10 protein-coding genes are annotated in these 13501 nt (G+C 58.7%); 9 read left to right on the plus strand and 1 reads right to left on the minus strand.

Features of this window, described 5'->3' with window-relative positions; genetic code table 11:
• Positions 1-6: 6 nt before the first annotated feature.
• From hisG to R0125_RS04275, 4 genes are read left to right on the plus strand one after another with little or no spacing between them, the layout of a single operon-like run.
• Positions 7-651 (plus strand): ATP phosphoribosyltransferase, encoded by a 645-nt coding sequence (hisG, locus tag R0125_RS04260; protein WP_317237251.1) that lies wholly within the window; start codon positions 7-9, stop codon positions 649-651.
• Positions 652-702: 51 nt separating this feature from the next.
• Positions 703-2016, plus strand: a complete 1314-nt coding sequence (gene hisD / locus R0125_RS04265; protein WP_317237252.1) for a histidinol dehydrogenase — start codon at positions 703-705, stop codon at positions 2014-2016.
• Complete coding sequence (gene hisC / locus R0125_RS04270) at positions 2013-3065, plus strand: histidinol-phosphate transaminase (protein WP_317237253.1); 1053 nt, start codon at positions 2013-2015, stop codon at positions 3063-3065. Before hisD ends, hisC begins: the two co-directional genes overlap by 4 nt.
• A 47-nt stretch (positions 3066-3112) precedes the next feature.
• Entirely contained in the window at positions 3113-3856 is a 744-nt protein-coding gene (locus R0125_RS04275) for a Nif3-like dinuclear metal center hexameric protein (RefSeq protein WP_248182978.1), read from the plus strand.
• A 16-nt stretch (positions 3857-3872) separates the two neighbouring features.
• On the opposite strand, the gene R0125_RS04280 is transcribed toward R0125_RS04275, so the two are convergent.
• Positions 3873-4319 (minus strand): YhcB family protein, encoded by a 447-nt coding sequence (locus R0125_RS04280; protein WP_317237254.1) that lies wholly within the window; start codon positions 4317-4319, stop codon positions 3873-3875.
• Between the two features lie 243 nt (positions 4320-4562).
• On the opposite strand from R0125_RS04280, the gene zapE reads away from it, so the two are divergent.
• The 5 genes from zapE (at position 4563) to R0125_RS04305 (ending at position 13475) form a co-directional block, all read left to right on the plus strand.
• Positions 4563-5660: a cell division protein ZapE gene (gene zapE / locus R0125_RS04285; protein ID WP_317237959.1), complete on the plus strand. Its 1098-nt coding sequence runs from the start codon at positions 4563-4565 to the stop codon at positions 5658-5660.
• 22 nt (positions 5661-5682) lie between these two features.
• Positions 5683-6867, plus strand: coding sequence for a thiolase family protein (locus R0125_RS04290; RefSeq protein WP_317237255.1), 1185 nt, complete (start codon positions 5683-5685; stop codon positions 6865-6867).
• A gap of 340 nt (positions 6868-7207) precedes the next feature.
• Complete coding sequence (locus tag R0125_RS04295) at positions 7208-9115, plus strand: DUF1302 domain-containing protein (RefSeq protein WP_317237256.1); 1908 nt, start codon at positions 7208-7210, stop codon at positions 9113-9115.
• Between the two features lie 33 nt (positions 9116-9148).
• The gene (locus tag R0125_RS04300; protein ID WP_317237257.1) at positions 9149-10510 is read left to right on the plus strand and encodes a DUF1329 domain-containing protein; all 1362 of its coding nucleotides are present in this window, start codon (positions 9149-9151) and stop codon (positions 10508-10510) included.
• Positions 10511-10778: 268 nt separating this feature from the next.
• Positions 10779-13475 carry a LuxR C-terminal-related transcriptional regulator gene (locus R0125_RS04305; protein WP_317237258.1) on the plus strand — a complete coding sequence of 899 codons (2697 nt, stop codon included), beginning with the start codon at positions 10779-10781 and terminating at the stop codon, positions 13473-13475.
• Positions 13476-13501 lie beyond the last annotated feature (26 nt).

The raw sequence follows: 13501 nt of genomic DNA on the forward strand, positions 1-13501 counted from the left end.
GGACCAATGACCGATTCCATCACCATCGCGCTGTCGAAGGGACGTATTCTCGATGAAACCCTGCCGTTGCTCGCAGAGGCGGGCATTGAGCTGGTCGACGACATCAAGAAATCCCGCAAGCTGGTGTTCCCCACCACGGATCCCAATGTGCGGGTGCTGATCATCCGTGCCACGGATGTGCCGACCTATGTGCAGTACGGCGGTGCGGACCTGGGGGTGACCGGCAAGGACGTGCTGATGGAGCACGGCGGTGATGGGCTGTACGAGCCGCTGGATCTTAATATCTCGCGCTGCCGCCTGATGACGGCGGGCCCCAAGGATAAGCCGGCGCCGGCTGGTCGAATTCGCGTGGCCACCAAGTTTGTGAATCTGGCGCGCCGTTACTACTCGGCCCAGGGCCGGCAGGCGGACATCATCAAGCTGTACGGCGCGATGGAGCTGGCACCGATTCTCGATCTGGCTGATGAGATTGTCGATATTGTCGATACCGGAAACACTCTGAGGGCCAACGGTCTGGAGTCGCGGGACCTGATTGAACACATCAGCAGCCGGCTGGTGGTGAATCGTGCGTCCATGAAGATGAAACACGGGCAGATTAACCCCATAATCGAAAAGATGTCCGCTGCCGTAGAAAAGCGGAGAGAAAGTTAAGGCTTTGCACACTCTTATCGGGGTTAACCAAGTCAGACTCAGGAACTCAAGATGACCGATATCAATATCACCAGATTAAACGCCTCCCAAAGTGACTTCGACAGTGTACTGGCCAAACTGCTGGCCTGGGACGACAGCGTGGATCATCAGGTGAACGAGTCGGTGCGTCATATCCTGCATGAGGTGAAAACCCGCGGTGACCAGGCGGTGCTGGAATTTACCGAGAAGTTTGATCGCCTGACAGTTGGCAGTGTCTCCGAGCTGGAGATGGATCAGACGCGGCTGCAAGCGGCGCTGGAGGTGATCCCGCAGGATCAGCGGGTGGCACTGGAGAGTGCGGCGGCGCGGATTCGGGACTATCACCAGCGACAGAACCAGAAGTCCTGGCAGTATGAGGATGAAGACGGCACGGTTCTGGGCCAGAGGGTGACGCCGCTGGATCGCGCCGGTCTCTACGTTCCGGGTGGTAAGGCAGCGTATCCGTCGTCTGTGTTGATGAACGCGATTCCCGCGAAAGTGGCCGGGGTGAGCGAAGTGATTATGGTGGTGCCAACGCCCGATGGCGTGGTGAATGACATGGTGCTGGCGTCTGCAGCGATTGCGGGCGTTGATCGTGTTTTTACAGTGGGTGGCGCGCAGGCGGTGGGTGCGCTGGCTTATGGCACTGAAACCATTCCCGCTGTCGACAAGATCGTGGGCCCCGGTAATATTTTTGTCGCCACCGCCAAGCGGGAGGTGTTCGGCACCGTTGGTATCGATATGATCGCCGGACCATCGGAGATTCTGGTGATTTGTGACGGCAAAACCGACCCGGACTGGATCGCCATGGACCTGTTTTCCCAGGCCGAGCACGATGAGCAGGCGCAATCGATTCTGATCAGCCCCGACGCAGGGTTTCTGGATGCGGTGGAAGCCAGTATTAACAAGCTGCTGCCCACCATGGAGCGTGCCGAGATCATCCGCACCTCCATGACCGGCCGCGCGGCGCTGATCCAGGTGGCCGATCTTAGCGAAGCGGCAGTGGTTTCCAACCGCATTGCGCCGGAGCACCTGGAGCTTTCCGTTGAAAACCCCGAAGCCCTGGTTGACGAGATCCGTCACGCCGGTGCTATTTTCATGGGCCGTTACACCGCCGAAGCCCTGGGCGATTACTGCGCCGGGCCCAACCACGTGCTGCCCACCAGCGGTACGGCACGGTTCTCCTCGCCGTTGGGGGTTTACGACTTCCAGAAGCGTTCGTCGATCATCGGTTTCAGTGCTGGCGGCGCGGACCGGATGGGGCGTGTTGCTTCTGTGTTGGCCCGGGGCGAAGGCCTGACCGCCCACGCCCGTTCGGCGGAGTATCGGATTAAGGGTGAACAATGAGTAAATTCTGGAGCCCGCTGGTCAAGGACCTGGTGCCTTACGTGCCGGGCGAGCAGCCGAAAATGGCGAATTTGGTGAAGCTGAACACCAACGAAAACCCGTTTGGCCCGTCACCCAAAGTGATCGAAGCGATCAAAGCGGAGCTGAACGACAACCTCCGGTTGTACCCGGACCCGGAAGGCGACAGCCTGCGCCAGGCCATTGCCGACTACCATCAGGTCAGCCCTGGTCAGGTCTTTCTCGGCAACGGCTCGGACGAAGTCCTGGCGCACATCTTTTACGGCCTGTTCCAGCACGGTGAGCCCGTGCTGTTTCCGGATGTCACCTACAGCTTTTACCCGGTGTACTGCGGCCTTTACAACATCGAAGGCAAGACCGTGCCGCTCACGGACACTTTCGAGATCAACCCGGCCGATTACCAGCAGCCTAACGGCGGCGTGATTTTTCCGAATCCGAACGCCCCGACCGGTCGCTATCTCGGCCTGCCGCACGTAGAAGAGATTCTGCAGGCGAACCCGGACCGTGTGGTGGTGGTTGATGAAGCCTACATCGACTTCGGCGGCGAGAGTGCGATTACACTGGTGGATCACTACCCGAACCTGCTGGTCTCGCAGACGCTCTCCAAAGCACGCTCACTGGCCGGTCTGCGCGTCGGCTTTGCCGTGGGTCATCCGGATCTGATCGAAGCGCTGAATCGCGTCAAAAACAGCTTCAACAGCTACCCTCTGGACCGACTGGCACTGGCGGGCGCAAAGGCCGCCTATGAAGACGAAGTCTGGTTCCGGAAATGCTGCGATGGCGTGATCTCTGAGCGCGAGCGTGTCACCAGCGCACTGGAAAGTCTCGGCTTTGAAGTGCTGCCGTCCAAAGCCAACTTCATCTTTACCCGCCACGAAACCACTGCGGGCGAAACGTTGGCTAAAGGCCTGCGAGAGCAGGGCATTATCGTTCGTCACTTTAACAAACCCAGAATCAATGAGTTCCTGAGAATCACGATTGGAACGCCAGAGCAGAATAATGCTTTGATTGAGGGTATTAGAGCTCTGTAAACCCCCGAGGCCGATAACTCCAAGGTCTGAAGAAAGGCGGAGACTGCATGGCAAACCGCAACGACATTCTCAACACGATCGAGCAGTGGCTTCAGCCAGAAAATTTCCAGGATTATTGCCCCAACGGCCTCCAGGTCGAAGGCAAAGACGAGATCAAAACCATCGTCACTGGCGTCACTGCCTCCAAAGCCCTGATCGATGCCGCCATCGAAGCCAGAGCCGACATGATCATCGTCCACCACGGTTACTTCTGGAAAGGCGAAGACCAGCGTATTCAGGGCATGAAACGCCAGCGCATCAAGCAACTGCTTGACCACGACATCAACCTGGTCGCATATCACCTGCCGCTAGACGACCACCCGGACTACGGAAACAATCGCCAACTCGCCGACGTTCTCGGTATCCAGAATCCCCGCCCACTCGGCGGGCTGGTCTGGGAGGGCGAGCTGCCGCAGGCGATCAGCCCGGAGGCGTTCGGCCAACAGATTTCCGAGCGGCTCCACCGGGAACCGCTGTGGGTTGGCGAGGGAAAATCAGAGATCAAACGGGTAGGGTGGTGCACCGGTGCCGCGCAGGGCTTCATTACTACGGCGCTGGAGGCCGGGCTGGACGCCTATATCAGCGGCGAAATTTCAGAGCCGACCACTCACACCGCCAGGGAATGCGGTATCCACTACTATGCGGCGGGCCACCATGCCACGGAACGCTACGGTGTGAAGGCGTTGGGTAAGGCGCTTGAGCAAGCGTTTGATGTGGATCACCGGTTTATCGATTGCGATAACCCGGTCTGATCACTGCACTGCACGATCAGACCTTTGAAGTAGGCGGCTTGTCGCCCTTCTTGAGCCCGAAGTCTTCGGCGAGGGTTCCGGTATCTTCCGGTCCTGCCTTGGGCGCGTAATCCCGCGGCGGTTCCACGCCATCATCGCGGCCGCCTTCAAGCCGGGCGCGAGAGGCTTCCTGTTCCAGCTCCTGCATCCAGTCCTCATCATTACACAAACGATTCGCCCCACGCGCCATGTGCTGATTCACATCGCGGTAGGCGTCGTTGAAGCGGCGCAAAAGATGGGCGGATTCCATAAAGTGCTCATTCACCTGAGCCTGGTAGCGAGTGTACTCACTACGCAGTTCTTCAATCTGTTGCTCGACACGGCGCTGGCGCAAATTCGTAGTCTGCCCGGAGCGACCGACCAGTACGCCAATGATCACACCAACAACCAATGCGGCAACGGCTGCCAGAATCAGGTTCGTCATAAGATATGTCGTCCTTTAACAATATGAAGAGCTCAGCCCAATGTCGAAGTATAACGTTCAAGATCGCCCGCGCCCATCCGCAATGCTTGCGCCAATCGTCGTATTGCGTCGTACTCCCTTGCCTTCTCTGCTCACCGTGTCCCTCCGGGCCGGGCGAACATGGCGAAAAAACCCAAAATCGGCCACAATACGCCGCCGTAAATGAACGACCACTCTTCGGGAACAGGCTTGATGACCGCTAACATGACCCCTTGGCAACGCTACCAGCAGGATCTTGAACGCCCGGATTTCCAGAAAGATCCGGCCCAGGCCGATGCGGTTCAGCGATTGCAGTCACTTTACGACAAACTGGTGGCCGCCGAAAGCCAGCGTCAGAAAGGTTTGGCAAAACTCCGCATCAAACTGAAAAAAGGCAGGCAGGAGCCGGTCAAAGGGTTGTACTTCTGGGGCGGTGTCGGCCGCGGAAAAACCTACCTGATGGATACGTTTTATGAGGCCCTGCCGTTCGATCGGAAAATGCGGGTGCACTTTCACCGGTTCATGCAGCGTGTTCACAACGAGCTCAAAGCCCTGAAGGGTGAGAAGAACCCGCTGGAACTGGTGGCGAAAAAATTCGCCGATGAAACCCGGGTCATTTGCTTCGACGAATTCTTTGTTTCCGACATTGGCGACGCGATGATTCTGGCGACGCTGATGGACGGGCTCTTCAGCCGTGGCGTCACCCTGGTTTGTACCTCCAATATTGTGCCTGACGGACTGTATAAGGATGGGCTTCAGCGCGCCCGCTTTCTGCCTGCGATCGAGCTGGTTAAAAAACACACCGATGTGGTCAACGTCGACGGGGGCGTGGATTACCGCCTGCGTACCCTGGAGCAGGCGGAGCTGTACCATTTCCCGCTGGATGCCGAGGCCGATGTCAGTTTGCGCAGCAGTTACGATGCGCTGGCGGTGGAAGCGGCGAAACACAGCAAGTCCATGGAGATCAACGGCCGCAAGATTCCGGCCATCGCCCACGCCGACGACGTGGTGTGGTTTGATTTCAAGGATGTGTGCGACGGGCCCCGCAGCCAGAACGACTACATTGAGCTCGCGCGCCAGTTTCACGCCATCATTATCAGTAACGTGCCCGTACTGGGCGGCGACAAGGACGATCAGGCGCGGCGGTTCGTGAACATGATCGACGAGTTTTACGACCGCAACGTCAAGGTCATCCTGTCCGCGGCGGCGCCTATTACCGATCTCTACGCCGGTGGCCGGCTGAGTTTCGAATTTGAGCGCACCGAGTCCCGACTGCTGGAAATGCAGTCACAGGAATACCTCGAAGCGGCTCACAAACCCTAAAACCAACAGAGAGATTCAAGCTATGAGCACAGATAATGTAGTGATCGTCAGCGGCGTACGCACCCCGATGGGCGGCTTTCAGGGCAGCCTGGCCGACGTCACCGCCCCTGAGCTGGGTGCCATCACCATCGCCGAGGCGGTAAAGCGCGCCGGTCTGCAGCCTGCGGATGTCCAGGAAGTGATCATGGGCAACGTCCTGCCCGCCGGCCTGAAGCAGGGCCCGGCCCGTCAGGCCATGCGCAAGGCGGGTCTGCCGGACAACACTGGCGCCACCACCATCAACAAGCTCTGCGGCTCCGGCATGAAGGCCGCAATGTTCGCCCACGACCTGATCAAGGCCGGTACCAATGACATCATGGTGGCTGGCGGTATGGAGAGCATGTCCAACGCCCCCTATGTGCTTCAAGGCGTGCGTAAGGGCTTCCGCATGGGGCCGGGTCAGGCGCCCCAGGACCACATGTTCCTGGACGGCTTGGAAGACGCAGAAACCGGTCGCCTGATGGGCGCCTTTGCCCAGGAAATGGCGGACAAGAAAGGGTATACCCGTGAAGAAATGGACGAGTACGCCATCACCTCACTGACCCGTGCCAAGAAAGCCATCGAGGAAGGCCTGCTGAAAGACGAAATCATTCCGGTCACGGTCAAAACCCGCAAAGGCGATGTGGTCGTGGAAGACGATGAGCAGCCCCATAATGCCAACATCGAGAAGATTCCGAGCCTGCGCCCGGCGTTTGCCAAAGACGGCACCGTGACGGCCGCCAACGCGTCTTCCATTTCGGACGGTGCCTCGGCACTGGTGCTCATGCGCGAATCCGAAGCCGAGAAGCGCGGCCTCAAGCCGTTGGCTCGTATTGTTGGTCACAGCACCCAGTCTCAGCATCCGTCTGAATTTACCTGTGCCCCGGTCGGCGCCATCGAGACGCTGTTCGCAAAAACCGGCTGGAGCAAGGGCGACGTTGATCTGTACGAAATCAACGAAGCGTTTGCAATGGTCGCCATGATGCCGATCCGCGAGCTGGGTCTGGATCCGGAAAAGGTGAACATCCATGGTGGCGCCTGCGCCCAGGGCCATCCTGTTGGCTCTACCGGCTCCCGGCTGCTGGTCACCCTGATGTACGCACTGCGGCGCTATGGCAAGAAAAAGGGCGTGGCTGCATTGTGCATCGGTGGCGGCGAAGCCACGGCGATGGCCATCGAATTGCTCTGATCACGCCAGCACCAACCGGGGGGAGGAACGGTTCTCTCCCTGGTTTTGAAGATCCGACCTGACCTCTTATCCTTTCTCTGTTTTTAAAGTGCATCTCTATCCTTGTTTGCTTCGTACCTCCTCGGTGGTTGCATCTGTTTTTGTTGTCTATAGTGATTCAGTGCGAGGTGACCGGGCCGGGACCGGTTGTGTGTCAAAATCATACTTTTGACTGATCAAAGCGCCCGAAGCCGTTAGCTATAGTGCCAGTATCACGAGTAGTGTGCATGGAGCGCCTCCTGACATCGTGAATACCAACAAGCAGAGCAGCGACTCAAAACAACAATGGAGTAGTCTTCCAATGACAAAAAAAACTCAACACTTGCGACAGTGGAGCAAACTGCCGCTGGCCGTGGCGGTTGCGGCCGGCATGTCCGGGCAGACAATGGCTTATTCCTTTTACGTGGGCGACGTAGAAGCCCAGTTCAACACCACGCTGTCCTACGGTGCGACCTGGAGAACTCAGGAGCGTGACCGTCGTCTGATCGCTCAGGGTAACCTGGGGCCGCAATTCGCGCCGGGCCAGCCATTGGCCAACATTGGTGCCTCCACCAATAACTACGACGACGGCAACCTCAACTTCGACAAGGGTGATCTGGTTTCCCACGTTGTGAAGGGCAACAGTGAGCTGTTCCTGAACTACGATGTGAACGGCACCTATCTGACCCGCGTCGGCGGTCTGCTGCGTGGTCGTTATTTCTACGATTTCGAACTGAAAGACGGGGATCGCGCGGTTGACGACGTGGGTCAGCAACGTGAGCTGAATGACGACGTCAAAGACAACGCCTCCGGCGGTGAAATTCTTGACGCCTACGTTTTCTCAGACTGGTACTTTGGTAACGTACCGGTGAGCTTGCGCTACGGCAAACAGGTTGTGAGCTGGGGTGAGAGTACGTTCATCCCGGGCGGCATCAACGTCATCAACCCGATCGACGTGCCGGCTTTCCGTGCCCCGGGCTCGGAGCTCAAAGACGCTCTCTTGCCTGTGGAGCTGTTCTACGCGTCCGCGGGCCTGACAGAGAACGTTACCGTTGAGGCTTTCGTCCAGGCTGACTGGGAGCCGGTTCGTCCGGATGATTGCGGCACCTTCTTCTCGACCAACGACTTCGCCGGTGATGGCTGTGGCCCTGTTCTCCTTGCCGGACAGTTGCCCGACTCCCAGGCGTTTGCTCAAGGATTCATCGCGCCGCGTCTGGGTGACCAGGATGCTGACTCCAAGGATCAGTTCGGCGTGGCTTTGCGCTGGTATGTTCCCGAACTGAACGATTCGGAGATTGGCTTTTTCTACATTAAGTACAACAGCCGTCTGCCTTACGTGAGTGGTCTGGTAAACAACCCGGCCAGCCCGGTGGGCACGCAGACCAACAATCCGAATGAACCAACGGCTGCGTTCCCGAGCTACTTCATCGAGTACCCGGAGAACATCAACCTGTACGGCATCAGCATCAATACCACGACGCCAGGTGGCTGGTCGCTGGGTGCTGAGTACAGCTTCCGTGACAATGTCCCGCTTCAGTGGAACGCGTTTGAACTGCTGCTCGGCGGCATTCAGGCCCGGACCGCAGCTGATGGCAACCAGACTCCTTTGAGTCTGTTGGAACGTCAGCGCGTGGCAGAGGCCGGTGGTGCATCGCTTGCCGGACAACCGGTAGACGGTTTCGATCGCTTCAACGTGTCGCAGGCTCAGTTCACCCTGATCAAGTTCTTCGACCAGGTCATGGGCGCAAGCCGTATGTCTCTGATCACGGAATTCGGGGCAACCTACGTTCATGATCTGCCAGACTATGACGAGGCCCGGTATGGCCGCTCCGGTACCTTCGGGGTCGGTGAAATTCCGCTGGCAACTCTCGGCGGTGCGGATATTTGTGCCGGTGGCGCAAACATCAACACCAACTACTGCAACAACGAAGGCTTCACTACAGACTTCTCGTGGGGCTATCGCGCGCGTCTGGTCTGGGATTATCCGAACGCCATCGCTGGCATCAACCTGTCTCCGCAGCTGGCCTGGAGTCATGACGTAGAAGGCTACAGCCCGCAACCGGGCGGTGCTTTCAACGAGGGCAACAAAGCCGTGGGCATATCCCTGCAGGGCGTATATCAGAACAGAATCACCGGCAACATCGGCTACACAAACTTTTTCGGTGGCAAACCGTTCAATGAGCGGACCGACCGTGATTTCGTGAGTGCGAGCGTTTCCTACTCATTCTGAACCGGAACGAATTCGTTTAACGAGGTAATTTAAATGAAACTGAACAAGAAACTACTGGCCTCCGGCGTATTGGCTGCAACTCTGGTTGCCGGCAACGCCTTCGGCGCGGTGTCCTCTGAGGAAGCCGCCAAACTGGGTGCCTCTCTGACTCCCGTTGGCGCTGAAAAAGCCGGCAACGGCGGTGAGATCCCAGCTTGGGACGGTGGTCTGAAACAAGCACCGGCAGGCTACAACAACGACGGTATCTATCTGGATCCGTTCGCGAGCGATGAGGTCAAGTTCACTATTGATCAAAGCAACGTTGACGAATACGCGGATAAGTTGTCCGCGGGCCAGGTCGCGATGATCAAGAAGTACGACACCTACAAGATCCCGGTCTATCAGACTCGCCGTACCGCGACTTACCCTGAGGCCATTATGGATCAGACCGTGGAAAACGCGACGACGTCTGAACTGGTCGCAGGGGGCAACGGGATCGAGAACTACCAGGAAGGTGTTCCGTTCCCGCTTCCTAAAGAGGGTGTGGAAGCCATCTGGAACCACATCACCCGCTACCGCGGTGGATCCGTTCAGCGAAACGTTGGGCAGGTGACACCGACTGAAAACGGCGCTTACAGCGTGGTGAAATTCCAGGACGAGTTCACATGGCGTGCCAGCCTCGAAGACTTCGATCCTGCCAAGGATCCCAACGTCTTGTTCTACTTCAAGCAGGCAATCACTGCACCTGCTCGACTCGCAGGCAACGTCTTGCTGGTTCACGACACGCTGAACCAGGTGGCTGAAGCCCGTCGTGCCTGGGTATACAACGCCGGCCAGCGCCGCGTCCGTCGCGCGCCTCAGGTGGCTTATGACGGACCGGGTACCGCAGCAGACGGTATGCGTACCACCGACAACTTTGACTTGTTCAACGGCGCTCCTGACCGTTATAACTGGGAGATCGTCGGCAAGAAAGAGATGTACATCCCGTACAACTCCTACAAGCTGGTTGATCGCAGCGTGAGCTACGACGACATCGTCAAAGCCGGTCATATCAATCAGGACCTGGCGCGCTATGAGCTGCACCGTGTCTGGCACGTGCGTGCAACTCTGAAAGAGGGTGAACGTCACATCTATGGCCAGCGTGACTTCTTCATTGATGAAGATACCTGGCAGGCCGCTGTGATCGATCACTACGATGGTCGCGGTGAACTGTGGCGCGTTGCCGAGGCGCACGCCATGCAGTTCTATGATGTGCAAGTCCCGTGGTATGCCATTGAGACGCTGTACGATTTGCTCTCAGGTCGTTACCTGGCCCTTGGCCTGACCAACGAAGAGAACGATCCGTACACCTTCGGTGTCAGCCGCAGCTCCCGTGACTACACGCCGGCCGCTCTGCGCCGCGCCGGTACGCGGTAAGACAGAACATTTGTCTGAGAACGGCGGGCCTCGGCCCGCCGTTTTTTTGCCTGCCATAATGTTCTGATACTTCGGCGTTATTTATTTGCCACGAAAATAACCGTCAGCAAGTCAAAGTTTTGCAGCTAACCCCCCCTTTGGTTTAACCTCTCACTCATACTAAAGGCGTACCCGACGATGGTCGCCGCATAAACATGCATCGAATGCATATTCCGGAAATGATGGGGCATTTCGCGTGCCCGTCTGCCGGACTTGAACGGGGCGAAGTGTGAAACCATTTGACGATGGCAGTGCCGCCAACGACGAGTTCCAGTCGGTTGCGGCAGGAGGTTATCGCGGTGAACTGGTCAGGGATCTGCTCAAGCAGCGGGTCCGGATACCGTCTCCACCTTCCGGGGATCTCAAACGACCGGCGCTCACCGCCAGGATTCAGGCTGCGCTTGAACCCGGCGCGGTAGTGTATCTTGAGGGACCCTGCGGTTACGGTAAATCTCACGCCTTGCTATCCGCTTTGCATGCGGCCAACTGTCGGTCGGAGCGGGTCAAATGGATCGGCGTCACCGTTCAGGATAACGAGCCGTCCCGCCTGCTGACCTTGTTATCCATTGCTCTGGACCCCCAGGCTTCTGCGGATACCTCCCTGATTCACTCATCGGCCAACCTCAGCGAGGCGCTGTCATTGATGCTGGCCAATGAGTATTGGCAGCAGGCTGATCGTAATGGCGTGCTGGTGCTGGATAACCTTGGCGCTCTGAGCCATCCGGTGGTTATTGAGCTGCTCGAGCAGTTGCTGGTCGAGTTGCCGAAAGGTCTGTCACTGGCAATGGTATCCCGCAAGCCGTTGCCCTTTGAAACCCATAAGTCGGAACTGGAGGGCCGGTTCACTCGTTTTGGACCGGAATCCCTTGAGCTGACCCGCCGGGAAACCTTTGAGTTCTATGACCATGCGCTGGCCACCAGCCAGCTGACCACGGTGGCTGTGGATCACCTTTATTCCATCACTGATGGCTGGGTGACGCCTCTGGCACTGTATCAACGCGAGCTCTCGGTGTTGGCGGAATCACGGGTGCCGATCCAGGAAACCATCAGCGTTGAACGGTTTCTGCGGGACTCTGTGCTTGCCCGTCTGACTCCGCCACAACAACGGTCTTTGCGAATCATGGCCGAGATGGACCTGGTGTCGGACGACCTGTTCGGGTGCCTGACGGATCCTGCCTGCGATCCGGGATTCCGGCCTTCGGTGGCGGCGGAAGCGGGGCTCCCGCTGCGTTCGCTGTCCGGGCGTGGACGCTGGTTTCGTTTCAATCCGTTGCTGCACGAATGGCTGCGAAGTTCTGTTCTTGATGGCGCTTGCGAGCGCGCGCTGGCGGCCAGCCGCTGGTTCAGCCAGCGCGGTCAGCTGCCGGAAGCCCTCCGGTATGCGTTGTTGTCGGAGAACAGTGATGAGGCGGTGCGCATTGCGTCTGAAGGCTCAGAAGCGCTGCTGATCGGACAGGATACGGCGTCGCTTCTGCGTCTGCGCCGCACGCTGCCTATGGGGTTGCTGGAGCAAAGCGCGCGTCTGCGTGTGGTGTACAGCTGGGTCCATGCCATCGGCGGCCAGTTCGGGCAGGCTAGAGCGTTGATGGATGGCCTTGGGGCGCAGGACAACGACGCCATGGCGGGCCGCGTCAACGCGCTCAAGGCGTTTATCCTGCGGGGTGAAGGTCACGTTGAGGAGGCGCTGGAAGCCGCTGACCTTGCGCTGTCGGCCGAGACACTGTCCACCCAGGGGCAGTTGGTAACGCAAATGGTGCGATCCAGTGCGCTTTGCGCCGCCGGTCGATTTGCCGAAGCCCGTGAGGCGAACCGCGCTACGACCCGTTTGGCGCGGGAAGCCGGAGACATGGGGGCGGAGGTACTGGCGGTGTACACCCACGCGCGGATTGAGCTCGGTAAGGGCGCCTTGCGCCATGCAGAGCAACTGCTGCGTACCGGGCTCGATACCATCATGAATGAGACCCTGCGCCCGACACGGGTCGGCGAGACACGCCTGCAGCTCAACCTGGTACTGGTGCTCTGGCACCAAGGGCGCCAGGCGGAAGCGGATCGACTGCTGGTCTCCTGTGGCCGGCACGCAGAACAGACCCATGACCTGGGCTTGTTGCTGGCCATGGCCTTGCGGGTGCTGATCTGCCGTACTCAAGGGCGACTTGGGGACGCGTTTGTGTGGATCGGCAGGGCAGAGCGTACGATGCATGCCTGGCAGGTGGACGAATCGGCCTATCTGCCTGTCCTGGAGGCGCTAAAAGCCAGTTGCTGGCTGGCGACGGGCAATATCGAGAGCGCAAGCCATGCCATGGAGCGCCTGCAGCCCTACCGGGCCAGCCGTCGGGTACCCGAGTTGATCCCCATGATGCCCGGTTTGCTGGATGCATTGCAGGTGCGTATCGCACTGGCCCGTGGTGATGATGTGAAAGCCGCAGATTCGCTCAGGAGCATCCGGCTCAACAGTGGGCGGGTGACACCGTTTGCGGTAGATCTGCATCTGCGGTTGCTGGAAAGCGTGGTGGTCCTGCGGGAGAAGGGTGTCGGCGCGGCCCAGAAACTGCTGTCCCAGGCGGTCAATGTGGCCGCGCGCGAGCATTTCATCAGCCCTTTCGCAGAGTTGCGAGCAGAAATGAGCGAGCTGATGGAGAAAACCTACCCGCAATTGCCGGAGGGCGAGTTTACCCGCGCGCTGGGGCAGCTTTATGGTTTGTCAGCCGCCAAGGTCAACGCCGTACCGCTGGCCGAGCCTATCAGTGACCGGGAGCAGGGGGTGCTGGAGCTGATCGCCAACGGTCTCTCCAACCAGGAGATTGCCGACCGCCTGCACATCTCTTTGCACACGGTGAAAACCCATGCCCGGCGCATCAACGCCAAGCTGGAGGTGAAATCCCGCACCCAGGCCATCGTTCGGGCGCGGGAGCTGGGGCTTCTGTGAGCGGGTGCCGAGTGTCGGATGTCAGG

It is taken from the genome of Marinobacter sp. M-5 (assembly GCF_032911545.1).
Classification (GTDB): Bacteria; Pseudomonadota; Gammaproteobacteria; order Pseudomonadales; family Oleiphilaceae; genus Marinobacter; species Marinobacter goseongensis.

What these genes read in the sequence shown, in the direction of transcription:
- R0125_RS04300 (WP_317237257.1), top strand. Translation starts at nt 9,149, where the DNA reads ATGAAACTGAACAAGAAACTACTGGCCTCCGGCGTATTGGCTGCAACT.
- hisD (WP_317237252.1), top strand. Translation starts at nt 703, where the DNA reads ATGACCGATATCAATATCACCAGATTAAACGCCTCCCAAAGTGACTTC.
- zapE (WP_317237959.1), top strand. Translation starts at nt 4,563, where the DNA reads ATGACCCCTTGGCAACGCTACCAGCAGGATCTTGAACGCCCGGATTTC.
- R0125_RS04290 (WP_317237255.1), top strand. Translation starts at nt 5,683, where the DNA reads ATGAGCACAGATAATGTAGTGATCGTCAGCGGCGTACGCACCCCGATG.
- R0125_RS04280 (WP_317237254.1), bottom strand. Translation starts at nt 4,319, where the DNA reads ATGACGAACCTGATTCTGGCAGCCGTTGCCGCATTGGTTGTTGGTGTG.
- R0125_RS04295 (WP_317237256.1), top strand. Translation starts at nt 7,208, where the DNA reads ATGACAAAAAAAACTCAACACTTGCGACAGTGGAGCAAACTGCCGCTG.
- R0125_RS04275 (WP_248182978.1), top strand. Translation starts at nt 3,113, where the DNA reads ATGGCAAACCGCAACGACATTCTCAACACGATCGAGCAGTGGCTTCAG.
- hisC (WP_317237253.1), top strand. Translation starts at nt 2,013, where the DNA reads ATGAGTAAATTCTGGAGCCCGCTGGTCAAGGACCTGGTGCCTTACGTG.
- hisG (WP_317237251.1), top strand. Translation starts at nt 7, where the DNA reads ATGACCGATTCCATCACCATCGCGCTGTCGAAGGGACGTATTCTCGAT.